Genomic DNA, 15,499 nt, shown 5'->3' with positions numbered 1-15,499 from the left:
CTGCTGAAAACCCCGAACTTGGGTAAGAAGTCGCTGACTGAAATCAAAGACGTTCTGGCTTCCCGTGGTCTGTCACTGGGTCTGCGTCTGGATAACTGGCCGCCCGCCAGCCTGAAGAATGATGACCGGGTTCTTGTATAAGCCCGGTTTTGAAGTATTAGCTTGCTGAGATAGCACAACGTAAAGGAATAAAGCCATGCGTCACCGTCACAGTGGACGTCAGTTGAACCGGAACAGTTCTCACCGCAAAGCGATGTTCCGCAATATGACTGCCTCATTGGTTGAGCACGAACTTATCAAGACCACTCTGCCGAAAGCGAAAGAGCTGCGTCGTCACGCCGAGCCACTGATTACTCTGGCCAAGCAGGACAGCGTTGCCAACCGTCGTTTGGCTTTTGACCGTCTGCGTAGCAAAGAAGCGGTTGGCAAGCTCTTCACCGAGCTTGGTCCGCGCTACCAGGAGCGCCCCGGCGGCTACATTCGCATCATGAAATGTGGCTTCCGTGACGGCGACAGCGCGCCGATGGCCTATGTTGAGCTGGTTGATCGTCCGGTCGTTGAAGAAGACGAAGACGATACCGAAGAGTAAGTACTCTGCAGTACCCGAAAAGCCGGCCATGTGCCGGCTTTTTTGTGCCCGCTCAGTGCGCTTGAGCTTATTTGTCACCATTTTGACTGATCTGTGCATGGCGGCGCTGGCAGGCTTTCGGTAACCTCACTCTCCTACCAGAATCAACGAAGCCGGGAGAGCGTGTTATGAAACTGGGTCTGCAATTGGGTTACTGGGGGGCGTTGGCGCCGGGCAACTCACACGTTGAATTGGCTCAGGAAGCCGAGAAGCTTGGCTATGACTCAGTTTGGACCGCAGAGTCCTGGGGTAATGACGCGTTCACACCTTTGGCGTGGATAGGCGCCCATACCTCTAAAATTCGACTAGGTACCTCGGTGGCTCAGTTGTCAGCGCGTACGCCGACCGCCTGTGCCATGTCGGCGCTAGCGCTCGACCACATGTCTGGCGGGCGAATGATTCTGGGTTTGGGCGTTTCCGGGCCACAAGTCGTGGAAGGTTGGTATGGTCAGCCGTTCAGCAAGCCGGTCGCGCGGACTCGTGAATACGTGAACATCATTCGCCAAGTAATGGCTCGCGAAGCTCCCGTAACAAACGACGGCGAACATTACCCGCTGCCCTACAAGGGCCCGGGAGCCTGGGGCATGGGTAAGCCCCTCAAGCCGATTACTCACCCGCTGCGCAAAGACATGCCAATCTTTCTCGGCGCCGAAGGCCCCAAGAATGTCGCGCAGACCGCAGAAATAGCCGATGGTTGGTTACCGCTTTATTATTCGCCCTATCGGCAGGAGGTCTATGCAGATCAGCTCAAGGGGGCGAAGGACGGGTTTGAAATTTCCGCTATGGCCATGGTTAATATCAATGACGACCTTGAGCAGGCGCTGTATCCAGTAAAAGCGATGTTGGCTTTTTATATAGGCGGCATGGGTTCGAAAAAGCGCAATTTCCACAAAGAATTGATGTCGCGGATGGGCTTCGAGGCCGAGGCCGACAAGATTCAGGAGTTGTTTTTCGAGGGCAAACAGGAAGAGGCCATCAACGTTGTGCCTAATCAGTTTGCCGACGAGATTTCATTGTCCGGATCGAAGGATCGGATCAAGGAGCGACTCGAGGCCTGGAAAGACTCGCCCGTTACGTCGCTGTTGGTGATGGGCGATAACTCGCTGCTCCGAGATATGGCGGAACTCGTATTGTAAGTACTCGCATACCCTGAGTGTCCAGGTTTGGAGGCTCGTAGCGCGGTCGATTCAGGTTGTTGTTGATAAAACGACCAGTGCATGATAGTTATAGAAAAAACTAGAATGCGCGAACGGGGTCACGTTTCCCCGGGACAAAATAATGAATCTTTTGCCGCGGCGGTTGGTCGATACGCTGATTATGGATGAACACGCGCCGCGATCGCGCGATATACACCGCTATGAGCTTTTCGTAGCGGTGAACGTCGCGCTGATAGTGATAGTGTTAAGTACCCAGGTATACGCCATTGGTTTCAGTGGACAGCCGCCAAGTGAGCTGTGGTGGACGCTGGCCTTCACGGTTCCGCTTCAGGCGTCTCTGCTTGGCACGCTGGCTCTGTTCTTTCTCAGCAACCGCTTCCAACTGGCGGTAAACCTGTCTCTGACGGTTATATTTCTCACCGTCGCTGCCGTCGTGGCTTTCCTTGGTGGCCCACTCGGCAGTGTTTCTGTGGCGATGCTGTTTATCCCGCCGGTATTTGCCTTTGTATTGCTGGGTCTCAAACCGGGGTTGATCTGGGCGGTTTTGACCTACGCTACCATTTTTGCCGGAAGCGTCAGCGAGCTGGCGGGCGTCGAGTTCCCCAATATCAATAATACGGCCGATGCGGCGATTGGTGAGTTTATCCACGTCACCGTCGCTTATCTCTCCATGATCGTTATGATCGTATTTTATGAGCGCAGCAATCTGGCTTATCGTAAAAAGCTGCTTGAAGTCGCGCAGCAGGACGACCTAACAGCCTTGCCAAACCGCACCGCCTTTTACGCACGGTTGAAAGCTATGCTGGATTCCGCCAAAACCACACGTACGCCCTTTACCCTGATCTACATAGACCTGGACAATTTCAAACCCATTAACGACGACTACGGGCACGCGATTGGCGACCGGGTGCTGAAGGTTTTTGCCGATCGCCTGCGAAAATCTGTTCGTCAGCAGGATTTTGTCTGTCGTTTGGCTGGCGATGAGTTTGCGATTTTACTCAGCGAAACTATCGATTCACGCATAGCAGGGCTGGTTATGGATCGATTGGGTCGCCAGATGCAGCAGCCTATCAACTTCCGCAACGGGCAAAGTGTATCCATAGCGGCGAGCACGGGCATGGCTTACTACCCGCACGATGCAACGTCCCTCGAAGCTCTGCTGCACGTCGCAGACGAACGGATGTACGACAACAAGCGTGAGACCCGACATCTGAGCACGTCGGTTCACGCTACTGCTCCGATGTCGAACTAGGCGCTCTTCACTGATTTGGCGCTTTTGCGTTTAGTTGGCTTCACCAGAGAGGCGAGGAAGCGGCCCGTGTGAGAGGCTTCGATGGCAGCCACGTCTTCCGGTGTGCCTTCGGCGATGATCTCACCGCCGCCGCTACCGCCTTCCGGCCCAAGATCCACGATCCAGTCAGCTGTTTTGATGACGTCGAGGTTGTGTTCAATGACGACTACCGTATTGCCATGGTCGCGCAAGCGATGGAGTACGTTCAGCAGCTGTTGAATATCGTAGAAATGCAGGCCGGTGGTTGGCTCGTCGAGAATATACAGGGTCTTACCCGTGTCTCGCTTGGACAATTCGCGGGCCAGTTTTACCCGTTGGGCCTCTCCCCCTGAGAGGGTTGTCGCCGCTTGCCCCAGGCGGATATACGACAGGCCAACATCAACCAGCGTGTCCAACTTTTTCTTGATGGCAGGGACATTTTCAAAAAAGCCCGCAGCATCTTCCACGGTCATATCCAATACTTCATGGATATTCTTACCTTTGTAATGTATTTCCAGTGTTTCACGGTTATAGCGTTTGCCATTACAAACGTCGCACGGCACGTATACGTCGGGCAGAAAGTGCATTTCCACTTTGGTTACACCATCGCCCTGGCAGGCTTCGCAGCGTCCACCCTTTACGTTAAAGCTGAAGCGACCGGCTTTATAACCACGCGAGCGCGCTTCCTGAGTGCCGGCAAACAATTCGCGTACTGGCGTAAAAATCCCGGTATAGGTGGCCGGATTTGAGCGGGGCGTGCGACCGATTGGGCTTTGGTCAATGTCGATGCATTTGTCGATTTGATCGAGCCCTTCAATGCTCTCGTAAGCCGAAGGCGTTAGCGTGGTGGCACCATTGAGTTCTGTTGCGGCAATCGGGTAGAGCGTGTGATTGATCAATGTGGATTTCCCGGAGCCTGAAACTCCGGTGATACAGGTCATCAAGCCCAGGGGTATATGCAGCGTTACATCTTTCAGGTTGTTGCCCGTGGCGCCGGCGAGCACTAGCTGACGTTCCGGGTCAGGCGCGTTGCGCTGCGCTGGGATGGCGATGGATTTCTTGCCACTGAGATACTGGCCGGTCAGCGACTGGGGATTGTTCAGGATATCCTTAAGTTTGCCCTGAGCAACTACCTGCCCACCGTGCACACCAGCTCCGGGGCCAATGTCGAGCACAAAGTCTGCCGCGCGAATGGCGTCTTCATCGTGTTCCACAACAATGACGGTGTTGCCCAGATCACGCAGATGAATCAAGGTGTTGAGCAGCCGCTCATTGTCGCGCTGATGCAGTCCGATGGACGGCTCATCGAGGATATACATAACGCCAACCAGGCCGGCGCCGATCTGGCTTGCCAGCCGGATACGCTGCGCCTCACCGCCCGATAATGTGTCTGCGCTGCGATCGAGTGTCAGGTAGTTCAGTCCAACATCGACCAGAAAGGTCAGTCGCTCGCGTAACTCTTTAAGAATTTTTTCTGCGATCTTGCCGCGCCGTCCGCTCAGGCTCAACGAATCAAAATACTGGCGCGCATCGGCGACGGGCATGGCCGCAATCGACGGCAGTGTGTGGTCGTCGAGAAAGACATTGCGCGCTTCGCTTCGCAAGCGCGTGCCGCCGCAGTCCGGACAGGGCTGTGTGCTGAGAAACTTGGCTAGCTCTTCTCGTACCGACATGGATTCGGTTTCGCGGTAGCGTCGCTCCATATTGGGTATGACGCCCTCGAAGCGGTGCTTGCGCTTGAAACTGTCGCCGCGGTCGTTGATGTAGGTGAACTGAATTTCCTCATCGCCGCTGCCGTGTAGAATCTTTTTCTGGTGGGTTTTTGACAGTTCTTCAAAGGGCGTGTCTACATCGAAACCGTAGTGTTCGGCCAGCGAAGTGAGCAGGTGAAAGTAGTACACGCTGCGACGATCCCAGCCGCGAATGGCACCGGTGGAAAGACTTGCTTCGGGGTGTTGCACTACTCGGCTTTCATCAAAAAACTGGCGCAGGCCGAGTCCGTCGCAGCTGCTGCAGGCGCCCATCGGGCTGTTAAAGGAAAACAGTCTGGGCTCAAGTTCAGACAGCGAATAGCCACATTCTGTGCAGGCAAACAGCGACGAAAACACAATGTCGGCCGCACTCGACTTAGCATCCATCTGACTGACCACGGCGATGCCTCCGGTCAGGTTCAGTGCTGTTTCGAAAGACTCCGCCAGCCGCAGTTTAAGGTCGTCGCGAACCTTAAAGCGGTCAACTACCACTTCGATGGTGTGCTTTTTCTTTTTGTCGAGCTTGGGCACATCGTCCAGGTCGCAGACGATGCCGTTTACCCGCACCCGGACAAAACCGTCGCGACGCAGCTGCTCGAAGATATGCAGATGCTCGCCCTTGCGGTTGCTGATCATGGGGGCTAACAGCATCAACTTACTGCCTTCTGGCATGGCCAGCACGGTATCCACCATCTGACTGATGGTCTGAGCCTCAAGGGCCTGGCCGTGGGTGGGGCAGCGCGGTTCACCAACACGCGCAAACAGCAGGCGCAGATAATCGTAGATTTCGGTGATGGTGCCCACTGTGGAACGGGGGTTGTGGGACGTAGACTTTTGCTCGATGGAGATCGCCGGCGACAGACCCTCTATATGGTCGACATCAGGTTTGTCCATCATGGATAGGAATTGACGGGCGTAGGTGGAGAGCGATTCCACGTAGCGACGCTGCCCCTCGGCGTAAAGGGTGTCAAAGGCTAGGGACGATTTGCCGGAACCTGACAGGCCGGTAATGACCACCAGCTTGTCCCGGGGAATTTCCAAGTCGATATTCTTGAGGTTGTGGGTGCGGGCACCCCGTACCAGTATATGATCCATGCGCTCTCTCTGATTGTTCCGGGGTGAAATGCGGATTCCCCGGGCTGAACCGAACAAGTATAAAGTTTCAGCAGGGCCGGGTGCAAAGTGGTCGCTTTCACGCGAGGGGGTGCAGCTGCTAAAATACCCGGCTTTGCCATGCCACGCTGCGTGCTTCGGATAGTACCGGAGGCGGGCGCCGCTTTAGATCAATCACGACAGGGTTCCCATTGACTCACCCGGATAGAATGACCGGCGTCGAGAAACGCGCTGTTTTCTCGTTGTCCCTGCTCTACATTTTTCGCATGCTCGGCCTGTTCTTGGTGCTGCCGGTGCTGGCGGTGTATGCGCCACAGTATGAAGGCAGCACGGGGGCGCTAGTTGGGCTGGCAGTAGGCATCTACGGGCTCAGTCAGGCCTGCCTGCAGATTCCTCTGGGGCTCCTGTCAGATCGTATTGGGCGCAAACCGGTAATCTTTGCAGGGCTGCTGCTGTTTGTCGCAGGTAGCCTTATGGCCGCGTCGGCCGACACTATCTGGGGCTTGATTGCAGGGCGCTTTCTACAGGGCGCCGGTGCCATCGCCAGCACCCTCACTGCACTTCTGGCGGACCTTACCCGCGAGCAGCACCGCAGTAAGGCGATGGCGGGTATCGGTGCCAGTATTGGGCTTTCGTTTGCTGTCGCCCTGGTGTTGGGGCCCATTATTAGCAGCCATACCGGCCTTGCGGGATTGTTTTGGCTTACCGCCGCGCTGGCAGTGATCGGCATGGTGCTGTTGTGGAGCACGGTGCCCACCGCCAGTCGCCTTACCACCAATGCGGAAGTGCGCTCGGTACCGGAAATGATACGTCGCTGTCTCGGTGATGCCGATCTGATGCGGCTCAATGTTGGGGTTTTTGCCCTGCACCTGATGATTACCGCGCAGTTTGTGGCGGTGCCCACCTATCTTGAAACCATGGGGCTGGACATATCCCGGCACTGGCAGATCTACCTGCCCATGCTGTTTCTGGCGTTTCTGATCATGGTGCCGGCGATGGTGATGGCTGAGCGTCGGGGGCGAGTGAAAGCCATGATTTTGGTGGCGGTCTCCCTGTTAGGCCTTTCGGCGCTGGGCATGGCCCTGTCTGCCGGTAGTCTGGTCCTGTTCTTGTTGGCGCTGTTAGTGTTTTTTGTCGTGTTTAACCTGCTTGAAGCTAACCTGCCTTCACTGCTTAGTCGCACCGTCTATCCGGGTGGGCGTGGTACGGCGATGGGTATTTTCTCAAGTTTTCAGTTTTTTGGCGCCTTCGTTGGCGGCAGCGTCGGCGGGATATTGATGGCGCGCTGGGGGCTGTCAGGCGTTTTTCTGTTCTGTGCGGGGGTGGGCCTGGTCTGGCTGTTAGTTGCGCTGAAGCAGCGGGTTCCTGCGCCCGCACCGAATCTGGCGGTGGAGATCGGTCGCGACGAACAGCGGCGTAAGTCTGTGTTGGAGCGCCTGCGTGAATGGCCTGACGTGCTGGATATCACAGTGATTGCCGGCGAGCCGGTGATCTATATCAAGGTGGCGAGCGATTTTGATCGGCGTCGGCTGGACGAGCTGATCTCGGCGTAGTGGCCGACAGTGCCTTGCCCTCCACTAGTGAGGCCGGGCGAATTTGTTTATAGTGCTCGTTTGATGTGAGCTCAATAAAAGGGAGTGCTGCATGGCGCGAGGAATCAACAAAGTTATCCTGATCGGCAATTTGGGCCAGGATCCGGAAACCCGCTATATGCCCTCTGGCGGTGCGGTCACCAATGTCACCCTCGCCACCAGCGAAACCTGGAAGGACAAGAGCACGGGGCAGCCGCAGGAGCGCACTGAGTGGCACCGTGTGGTGTTTTTCAACCGTCTGGCCGAAATCGCCGGTGAGTACCTGAAGAAAGGCTCCAAGGTTTACGTGGAAGGCTCGCTGCGCACCCGTAAATGGCAGGGGCAGGACGGTCAGGATCGCTATACGACGGAAATCGTCGCCAACGAAATGCAAATGCTTGATTCGCGAGGCGGCATGGGTGGCGGTATGGATGAGGGGAGCTACAATCAGGCGCCGCCTCAGCAGCGTCGTCAGCCGCAGCAGTCGGCCCCACAGCAGAACCAGCCACCGCAACAGAATCAACCTCCCCAGCAGCCTGCGGCTGGATTTGACGATTTTGATGACGATATTCCGTTCTAGACTGCGTTTTATGTAAAACGTAACGTTTTACGCTTAAGTCCATACCAAAGCCCAGCTATTGCTGGGCTTTTTCGTTTTGGCCTAGGGCTTAAGCAGACAGGCGCTTGCGCTGCACCAGTTTCTTCAGCAAAACCCGACACTTTTGCGCCTGTGAAGCCATGCCCGGCGTCTCCTCAAGGGTGTCCGCCATAAGCTGGTAAGCCGGTATCAGCTCTTTGTAATCGGGAAAGGTTTTGTGCAGGCCATTCAACAGTGTCAGGGCCTCATTTGGTTGCCCGGCGCTGCGACAGGCTCTGGCAAGAGCAAAGCGTAGTTCGGCGCAGTCTGGCTGGTAGTCCGGTAAAGCTTTGCGTATGCGCAGGTAAGCTGCACTTAGCTTGTAGTCGAGATTTTTTCTAAGTAAGAACTTCAGGTAGCGGCAGGCAAATTCGCGCAGGCGGTCACTGGTTTTCGGTCGCAATGGACTGTGAGTTGCCAGCAAAAACTCCAGGTAACGACTGTGTAAGGTATTGTTGCCCGGTAGCTTCTTGAGAGCCTGTCGCAAGTGCTTGTCCGCCTGGTCATAGCGTCCGGCTTGTACCAGTACTCGAGCTTTCGCTAGTGCCCAGCTTTCCAGTTCCCGAGATGGCGGCGGTGTCGCACTCGCCTCGCTTTCGTAACCCAGCTCAGCCTGATACTGAAACAGCATATAGCCCATGATGTGGAAGCTGACGATGGTGTAATAGTTTGATACGCCGCTGTTCAGCAGCAGAGCCAGCTCGCCGAATAGTTGCGAGATTACCTGTACCGAGCCTGACATCACCACCAATACCCCGAGTAGTAGGCCGTACGGCAGGCCGATGGTGCCCATCAGTTGCAAGGCTTGAAGTGGATTGACCGCGCGACCGAGCCGGTCGGTCATGGCAAAAATGATGATGCTGGCGGGTAGCGCTGCAATGGCAATGATGCCGACGATCCCTGCGATCACTGGGCCCGCGATGCTGTACACCAGGCTGATCGACGCAGCCACCGCAATAAAAATGAGCAGCAGTCGCAGTAGTAGAGAAAATCCGCCGGTGAACGCCGGCGCGATATCGGGGGCTTCCATCTGGCCTTCGGCGGTATGCTGGAGGCAATTGAAGCTGTACTTCATCAGTACCGCAAACGCCGCGAGGTACCAAACGATGGAAAAGGGAAGGTAGGCGGCGATTGACGTGAGTAGAGATAGGCCAAGAATCAGAGTCAGAGCTTGGGGTGCCGCTGCATAGCGAAAGGCTTGTTCAAAGCGGCGCCAAAACGGCTCTGCCTGATTGTTGGTCGCAATCGGGGCAAGGTTGCCAGCGCAGACAAAGCAATTTACCTGTTGATATCCCGGGCTTTCATCGCTGCACTGGTCGCAGGTGTCTATTGCGCAGCTGGCACAGGAAAATGTGGCTGCTTGCAGGGGGTGATATTGGCAGGTCCTCATCGCAGGCTTCCCCCGCTGATCGCGCGCTCTGCAAAGTCGTTGTAGGTTTTGTGCTTGGCGGCATTGCCCAGTCCTTCGAAACACAGTGAGAGTCTTCGTGCGAGAACGCCAAGTGCACTGTGGTTTGCTTTGTCGTGTTGAAGGGCGTTAAAAATGTCTTCGGCCGTTGTCAGGTAGTCGGGACTGGTCAGGTTCAGGGCAAGTCGGACTTGGCTGTCGGTGTCGAGGGTATGGCGAATCTCGGGGTTTTCCCGCCAGACGCTATGCAGCAGAGCAAGTTCGCGCTCATTGCCCGGTTTGTGTCGCAGCAATGTGTGCAGGCTGTTAAGAAAGGCCTTGTCGGGCCGCAGTTTTGTCAGGTTGTAGCGCAATGTTTCCCGTTCCAGAGAGTTGCCATGCTCGGTGATCAAGGCGTTAAGCGTCTTTAACGCTAGGCCAAAGCGGTATTTTTCGATGAGCGAATAAACCTCGGCCAGCTGTTCTTGAGCGGGATCTATCGACTGATCTTGCTCGAGGTAGGTGAAATCGAAAATGTTTCGATTGAGCAGCAGAGCGCCCAGAATGAGTAGACTGCCCGCGATAAAACCGCCGACGTGCGCCATGTAAGCGACATTCGAGTGGGGGTTGGTGTAGTAGTCCAGTATCTCCTTGCCAATATAAAAGCCGAGGATCAACAGTGCCGGCGCGCGAATAAAACCCACGAACATGAAGAACCAATAGAAAAATTCGATTCTTTTAAGGCGAAAAGCAGCCACATACATGGCCATTACCCCGGAGATCGCGCCAGAGGCCCCCACCAGTGGCGTCGATCCGGAAGTATTGCTGATATAGAACAGCAGGCCGCCAGCCAGTCCGGAAATCAGATAAAAGGCCAAAAAGCGCAACGGGCCTATTGCCGCTTCAACGGTGAAGCCGCAGATCACCAGGAAAAACATATTGCCCAGCAAGTGCATAAAGCCGCCATGCAAAAACTGATGGCTGAACAGGGTGGTGATCGACAGCTCGCTCGGCGTCAGCCCAAAACGCAGAACGCTCGTGCTGAATATCAGTGCGTGAATCTGGCTGCGCTCATTTACCCATTTGTCGAGTTGTGCTGGCGTTAAGAATGCATCGCGCCGCAGCTGTAGGAAGGTGTAAAAGCCAGCGTCGCGCAACAGCGCGACCCACACTTCGCCCTGGTTGTCGTCTGCCAGCGCGTTGCGGTGCGTGAGTAGCGCGCTGTGCTCACCGCGGCTTTCAAGGTAGTGCTCAAACTGCGGCCACTCCACCTCAAAAAAACCACTGTTTGCATACCGGTGCAGGGCCTCGTAATACTTGTCGTTGTCGGCACTCTGGTAAAAAAAGAACAGTAGGCAATTGGCTGAAACAATAAATAACAGCATCACAGGTGCGCGCTGCCAATCAAAACGCTTTTCGGTAGGAATAATCAGCATAGGAATCCTTTCGCTACGTCACTATGAGTGTTTTACAGCCTTGTCGCCTTAGTTTGTCAATATATGCGCGAAGCGGCAATGCTGAATGCTCTTGTAGCGAAGGTCTCGTTGTGGGAGGTGTGTCACATTTTTTTTGTGACTAATTTACACTTTATCCGGTGTGGTCCTCTAACGGCGCAACTATTTCTCTGGTTTATTTGATAAATACATTTCAGTTATTGGTGACACTGAACACATTCGGCTTCACTAACCGCACCATCATTGTGCGCACGATGCCTGGTCTTACCGATAAAAACTTATAAACAAAAGTGAGGGATTCATCATGCGATATTTAACCGCGTTGCGCGCGGTGCTTGGGGCTGTGCTGTTTTCGGCAGCAACCCAGGCTTACGCCGCTCCCTGTTTGATCTTTGTTCACGGCAAGCAGACAGACACTAACACCTATACCAGTTACACCGCAGCCAGAAATTACTGGGTAAACGGCAGTAACGACTTCATCAGAACCGCCACCAAGAACTTTGCTACTGACTTTTATGTGGTTGGTTACAACGGTACCCGTCCCTACTGGGAGTCCCAGTCTGCTGGAGAGGTGGCCAATGAAATTGTTGCGGCGACTAATGGTGTCGCCGATGGTGGCGGCAACAGCTGCTCCACAACCTACGCTCAGGGCGGCACTTTCTGGATTGTGGCGCACAGTATGGGCAGCACGATCACTGATTGGATTTTAGGCAACAATGACGCTTCCGATCCTAACTACAACTACAACGGCCCCTACGACACTGTTGCCCAGCGTGTCAGCATGGCCATCACCTTGGGTGGTGCTCACCGTGGCTCGGAGGGTGCTGATGCGGTTTGCGGCAATTCCAGCTGGGGTTGTAACTGGGTAGGCAGCTGGATTCAGGATTGCGACGACGCCACCTATTGGCTGCGAAGCGCCAATGATGTTCAGGTGAAAACCTATGCCAGTGCGCCGGCTAAGAATATCTATCTAACGGGCGGCTACGAAGCGATTTTTGGCGCGAGTGCCTGTCTTAGCGGAGAGGATGACGGTGTAGTTCAATATGCATCTATATTTGCCTGTGGCGGCAGCGCTGGTACCAGCTATAACAACAGCAACGTGTGTAACAACAGCAACAAGCAGGAAGTCTCGGGTTTCTTTAACTTGGATGCTTCGCACGAAGACCACAGCGATGAGCGCGATGACAGTGATTCCGATACCCGTCGTCAGGTACCTGATGGCATCTGGACTTGCAGTGGCAGCCCATGCTCGCCGAACACCATCGTTCAGAGCTCTATGACCAGCGCTGAATTTATCAGCATTCTTTACTGATTCACTGCCAAGGAGAGAGATAATGAACAGATTTTCCAAAATGGCAGTGCTGTCGGTACTGCCCCTGATGTCCAGCTTGGCCTCGGCCGCCGATGCACCTAACCTGGCGCAGCAAGCGGCCCAGGAATACCTTAATCTGGCCAAATATCCCGAATGGACTCTGCCGGTTCCCGCTGGCGCGGCAAACCCGATACTCGCTGATCGCGAAGTGGATGTTGTCCGTCAACTTGGTCCGAATGGCAGTGGTCCTGCATTGGCTGTGTGGAGCGACAGCATTCGCTATGAGCGTGGCGATACGGCTAATCTTTTTGCGCAGTTACAGGCCAAGCCGCAGAGCGATGCTGATGTTCTGAGCGCGCCTTCTGCCGATGCCAAAGGGCCGTGGCAGATCCGTGGCGAGATTGTGGATGCGTCGAACGAGACCGTTGCGAGTGTCACTTTCGCGGATGACGGTAAGGGCGCGGACCAAGCGGCAGGCGATGGTATCTATTCTGCGTCGTACGTCCTTGGGGAGGCTGGTCAACCCGCTGTGGGTCAGGCTGCCAGCCTGGGCTACCGGGTAACGGCTGAAAATGAAGCGCAGGAACAGCGTGTCGCGATGAACGGCTTTCAGTACAGCCATCCAGCGGCATCGCTTACCGGAGAGTTCAAAGATCGAGTGGTCGATGGCAATCTGGTGATTTCCGCGAAGGTAGAAGCCGTTCAAGCCGGACGTGTGCACCTTGCGGGTGTGGTCAATAACGCGTTGGGTGATGCGCTGGTTCTGGCGCAGACTTCTGCGACCCTGGGCAAGGGCGAGCAGTGGGTCGACCTTGTGGTTTATGGTCTGCCTCTGAGAGAGGCCGTGGCACTTGGTCCGCTGAGTCTGGGTGCAATCACGCTGACGACTACGCAGGGCATGCCAAATGCTTTGGGCGACGTTCTACAGGGGGCTCATCAGACCGGTGTCATTGCGCCGACAGCGCTGACCGACAAGCCTTTCGGGCGCGCCAATCTGTTGGATGCCGCCGCGCGGCTGAATGCGCTGGCTAAATGAGAACGTCGCCCTGATCTGTTCTCAATAGCGCGCTCTCAGTGGTGTTGCATGAAAAACCGCGCAGTCTGGCTGTGCGGTTTTTTTTCAGCTAATCGTTATGTAACCCATCAGACCGGTTTTCATGTGTTCAATCACATGACAGTGATACATCCACTTGCCGGGATTGTCTGCGACAAAAGCAATCTGGGCGCGTTCATTCTTTTCGAGCAGGATTGTGTCAGTAAAAAACGGCGTGATGTCGCGCCTGTCGGATTTAATTACCTTGAAAATCAGCCCGTGCAGATGAATGGGGTGGCCGTGAGGGGTGGCGTTGAACAACTCGAAAATATAGCTTTTGCCGAGCGATAGCTCCGCTAACGGTTCAGGCAGGTCGGCGGTGTGCATGCCGGCCCAGGCGCGGCGGTTTATAGTCCAGAACTCGTGGTGTACGTGACCACTTTTGCTCACAGGGGTCATGGCGCCGGCCCATTCGAACACAAAGCGCAATGTTTCGGCGGCGGTGAGATCCGGCTCCGAAACCGGGTTGCTGGGCAGTGCCGGTAGCGGCGGTGGTGAGGATCTGCGGATAGGAGACGTTGTGCGCAGGCTGCATATTTTCTGATGAAAGCGACCTTTTACGTCGTAGATCGGTATTTCTACGCCGGCTTCTGCAGGCGTTCTAACGCCTATGTCGAGCCGCATTCCCACGCCCAGAGCCTGTACCGATAACGGCTGGGGTGGCAGTGGCATGGCATCCAGTGCCAGCACTGTGGCCTTGTTTTCTCCCAGGCTGATGGCGAATTGGCGACTGTTATCCATATTCAGTATTCGTACCCGCACGTTGGCGTTGGCCGGCACGCTAAAGGTTGGCAGGCGTGTACCAGACACTGTGGCAATATTGCCAAGCGTGCCGGCGCGCGCGGCATGGCGTGGTTCGGACAGGGGCATAAAGTTGCCGTCTTTCTTGAGGCGCCAGTCTTTCAGGCCCACAATCACCTCGTCATCAAAGGCCGGCGGGTCTGCTTCTTCAACTATCAATGCCCCCACCAACCCTTTGCCCAGTTGTTCGATACTGTGCATATGCGGGTGGTACCAGAACGTGCCGGCATCGGGGCAGGTAAATTCGTAATCGAAGGTTTCGCCGGGCTTGATCGGAGCCTGAGTCAGATAGGGCACACCGTCCATGGCATTGTCGAGGCGAATGCCATGCCAGTGAATGGTGGTTTCCTGCGACAGTTTATTGATGAAATGAATACGCAGCGGTTTTCCTTGCTTGGCGCGAATCACGGGCGCTGGAAATTGGCCGTTGAAAGCGAGACCCGGGGTGGCGCCGCCGGGCACAATATTCAGAGGTGTTGTCTCAGCCGTTAGCACGTAGTCGTAGTCCGGGCGGCGCGACAGGCTCAGACTGAAACCGGGCAGGGTCATGGCGGTGGTGGCACCTGCGAATTGTAATAGCTGGCGGCGCTTGATCATGTGGCGATATCCATGTGGTTGTCCCACTTCAGGCCCTTTGCGCGCCCCTGAAGCCGCATTTGGTTTTTCTCCAATGCGACTAGCTGGCCGCGACCATTGCTGGTGACGAACTGACGAGTTTGAAAATTGAAAGCGGCGCCGGCGACATCGTTGAGTTTTTCCAGTGCGTGGAAAGCGCCGTTTTTCCAGATGCTGATACAATTACCGCGCGGGGACGTGGCAACGACCGTGTTGTCGGCGCAGGCAACGCTGGCGATATATTGCGCATGGCTTTGCCATACCGGGACTTCGGCGTCGAGCGGCTGTAGCTGATCTTCCCCGCGATGTCGAAAGAGCAGGGGTTGGACAAGCTCTGCTGGCCCTTCAAATTGCGCGCCAATCGTGACTTCACCGGTGGCGTCTACATCTAGATGGCGCAGGCTTAATTGGTGGTGGGGCGGCCGATACTCGTCCAGCAGCATTGCGTTGCGACTGTCCAGATAGCAAAGCGATGGTTGCATAGTGTCGAGGTTAAGCATGTCGCGGTCGGAATCCGGCAGCGTGAGAATGCCGCCGTTGGCGACCGCCACGGTGTGATCGTCGGGTAGCGTGACCAGCTGGTGAGGACCGACGCCGCCGCTGTGCATCTGGTCGAGTCTTTTGAAGTTATCGAGGGTGTCATAAATCCCGATGATGCCGACGCCGCCATTGGCATAGTCGTTCTCGGCGGTCAGTAGATAGCGGCCATT

Annotated in this window: 13 protein-coding genes; 8 read left to right on the top strand and 5 right to left on the bottom strand. The window is 55.5% G+C overall.

Going from position 1 to position 15,499, the window contains the following annotated elements; translation table 11 throughout:
* From ABYP39_RS11450 to ABYP39_RS11435, 4 genes are all read left to right on the top strand, one after another.
* A partial coding sequence (locus tag ABYP39_RS11450; RefSeq protein WP_372782629.1) for a DNA-directed RNA polymerase subunit alpha C-terminal domain-containing protein occupies window positions 1–141 on the top strand: 141 nt, incomplete at its 5' end.
* Between the two features lie 55 nt (window positions 142–196).
* A complete protein-coding gene (rplQ, locus tag ABYP39_RS11445; protein ID WP_372749169.1) occupies window positions 197–589 on the top strand; it encodes a 50S ribosomal protein L17 in 393 nt (130 codons plus the stop codon).
* A gap of 167 nt (window positions 590–756) precedes the next feature.
* Window positions 757–1,764, top strand: coding sequence for an LLM class F420-dependent oxidoreductase (locus ABYP39_RS11440; protein ID WP_372749170.1), 1,008 nt, complete (start codon window positions 757–759; stop codon window positions 1,762–1,764).
* A gap of 142 nt (window positions 1,765–1,906) precedes the next feature.
* Window positions 1,907–3,037, top strand: coding sequence for a GGDEF domain-containing protein (locus tag ABYP39_RS11435; protein ID WP_372763995.1), 1,131 nt, complete (start codon window positions 1,907–1,909; stop codon window positions 3,035–3,037).
* Here the strand turns inward: ABYP39_RS11435 and uvrA are convergent.
* Window positions 3,034–5,901 (bottom strand): excinuclease ABC subunit UvrA, encoded by a 2,868-nt coding sequence (uvrA, locus tag ABYP39_RS11430; protein WP_372782627.1) that lies wholly within the window; start codon window positions 5,899–5,901, stop codon window positions 3,034–3,036. The two genes, ABYP39_RS11435 and uvrA, sit on opposite strands and share 4 nt — an antisense overlap.
* 209 nt (window positions 5,902–6,110) lie before the next feature.
* On the opposite strand from uvrA, the gene ABYP39_RS11425 reads away from it, so the two are divergent.
* Window positions 6,111–7,472, top strand: coding sequence for an MFS transporter (locus tag ABYP39_RS11425; protein WP_372782625.1), 1,362 nt, complete (start codon window positions 6,111–6,113; stop codon window positions 7,470–7,472).
* Window positions 7,473–7,563: 91 nt separating this feature from the next.
* The gene (gene ssb / locus ABYP39_RS11420; protein WP_372750217.1) at window positions 7,564–8,070 is read left to right on the top strand and encodes a single-stranded DNA-binding protein; all 507 of its coding nucleotides are present in this window, start codon (window positions 7,564–7,566) and stop codon (window positions 8,068–8,070) included.
* An 88-nt stretch (window positions 8,071–8,158) separates the two neighbouring features.
* On the opposite strand, the gene ABYP39_RS11415 is transcribed toward ssb, so the two are convergent.
* Window positions 8,159–9,517: a hypothetical protein gene (locus tag ABYP39_RS11415; RefSeq protein WP_372758299.1), complete on the bottom strand. Its 1,359-nt coding sequence runs from the start codon at window positions 9,515–9,517 to the stop codon at window positions 8,159–8,161.
* Window positions 9,514–10,950 carry a rhomboid family intramembrane serine protease gene (locus ABYP39_RS11410; protein ID WP_372782623.1) on the bottom strand — a complete coding sequence of 479 codons (1,437 nt, stop codon included), beginning with the start codon at window positions 10,948–10,950 and terminating at the stop codon, window positions 9,514–9,516. The genes ABYP39_RS11415 and ABYP39_RS11410 overlap by 4 nt, the downstream gene beginning before the upstream one ends.
* Before the next feature lie 322 nt (window positions 10,951–11,272).
* Between ABYP39_RS11410 and ABYP39_RS11405 the strand changes: the two genes are divergently transcribed.
* Together ABYP39_RS11405 and ABYP39_RS11400 are read left to right on the top strand one after the other, a co-directional pair.
* Window positions 11,273–12,280, top strand: a complete 1,008-nt coding sequence (locus tag ABYP39_RS11405; RefSeq protein WP_372782621.1) for a hypothetical protein — start codon at window positions 11,273–11,275, stop codon at window positions 12,278–12,280.
* A gap of 22 nt (window positions 12,281–12,302) precedes the next feature.
* Window positions 12,303–13,316, top strand: coding sequence for a choice-of-anchor X domain-containing protein (locus ABYP39_RS11400; protein WP_372759602.1), 1,014 nt, complete (start codon window positions 12,303–12,305; stop codon window positions 13,314–13,316).
* 84 nt (window positions 13,317–13,400) lie between these two features.
* On the opposite strand, the gene ABYP39_RS11395 is transcribed toward ABYP39_RS11400, so the two are convergent.
* A complete protein-coding gene (locus tag ABYP39_RS11395) occupies window positions 13,401–14,771 on the bottom strand; it encodes a multicopper oxidase family protein (RefSeq protein ID WP_372782619.1) in 1,371 nt (456 codons plus the stop codon).
* On the bottom strand, window positions 14,768–15,499 hold a 732-nt coding region (locus ABYP39_RS11390), incomplete at its 5' end, for a DUF1513 domain-containing protein (RefSeq protein ID WP_372782617.1). The genes ABYP39_RS11395 and ABYP39_RS11390, both read right to left, overlap by 4 nt.

It is taken from the genome of Litorivivens sp., assembly GCF_041625495.1.
Taxonomy (GTDB): Bacteria; Pseudomonadota; Gammaproteobacteria; order Pseudomonadales; family Spongiibacteraceae; genus Litorivivens.
The sequence above is the reverse complement of the archived record's forward strand: the minus strand, read 5'-3'. Positions and strand labels throughout refer to the sequence as shown.

What these genes read in the sequence shown, in the direction of transcription:
- rplQ (WP_372749169.1), top strand. Translation starts at nt 197, where the DNA reads ATGCGTCACCGTCACAGTGGACGTCAGTTGAACCGGAACAGTTCTCAC.
- ABYP39_RS11440 (WP_372749170.1), top strand. Translation starts at nt 757, where the DNA reads ATGAAACTGGGTCTGCAATTGGGTTACTGGGGGGCGTTGGCGCCGGGC.
- ABYP39_RS11435 (WP_372763995.1), top strand. Translation starts at nt 1,907, where the DNA reads ATGAATCTTTTGCCGCGGCGGTTGGTCGATACGCTGATTATGGATGAA.
- uvrA (WP_372782627.1), bottom strand. Translation starts at nt 5,901, where the DNA reads ATGGATCATATACTGGTACGGGGTGCCCGCACCCACAACCTCAAGAAT.
- ssb (WP_372750217.1), top strand. Translation starts at nt 7,564, where the DNA reads ATGGCGCGAGGAATCAACAAAGTTATCCTGATCGGCAATTTGGGCCAG.
- ABYP39_RS11415 (WP_372758299.1), bottom strand. Translation starts at nt 9,517, where the DNA reads ATGAGGACCTGCCAATATCACCCCCTGCAAGCAGCCACATTTTCCTGT.
- ABYP39_RS11410 (WP_372782623.1), bottom strand. Translation starts at nt 10,950, where the DNA reads ATGCTGATTATTCCTACCGAAAAGCGTTTTGATTGGCAGCGCGCACCT.
- ABYP39_RS11405 (WP_372782621.1), top strand. Translation starts at nt 11,273, where the DNA reads ATGCGATATTTAACCGCGTTGCGCGCGGTGCTTGGGGCTGTGCTGTTT.
- ABYP39_RS11400 (WP_372759602.1), top strand. Translation starts at nt 12,303, where the DNA reads ATGAACAGATTTTCCAAAATGGCAGTGCTGTCGGTACTGCCCCTGATG.
- ABYP39_RS11395 (WP_372782619.1), bottom strand. Translation starts at nt 14,771, where the DNA reads ATGATCAAGCGCCGCCAGCTATTACAATTCGCAGGTGCCACCACCGCC.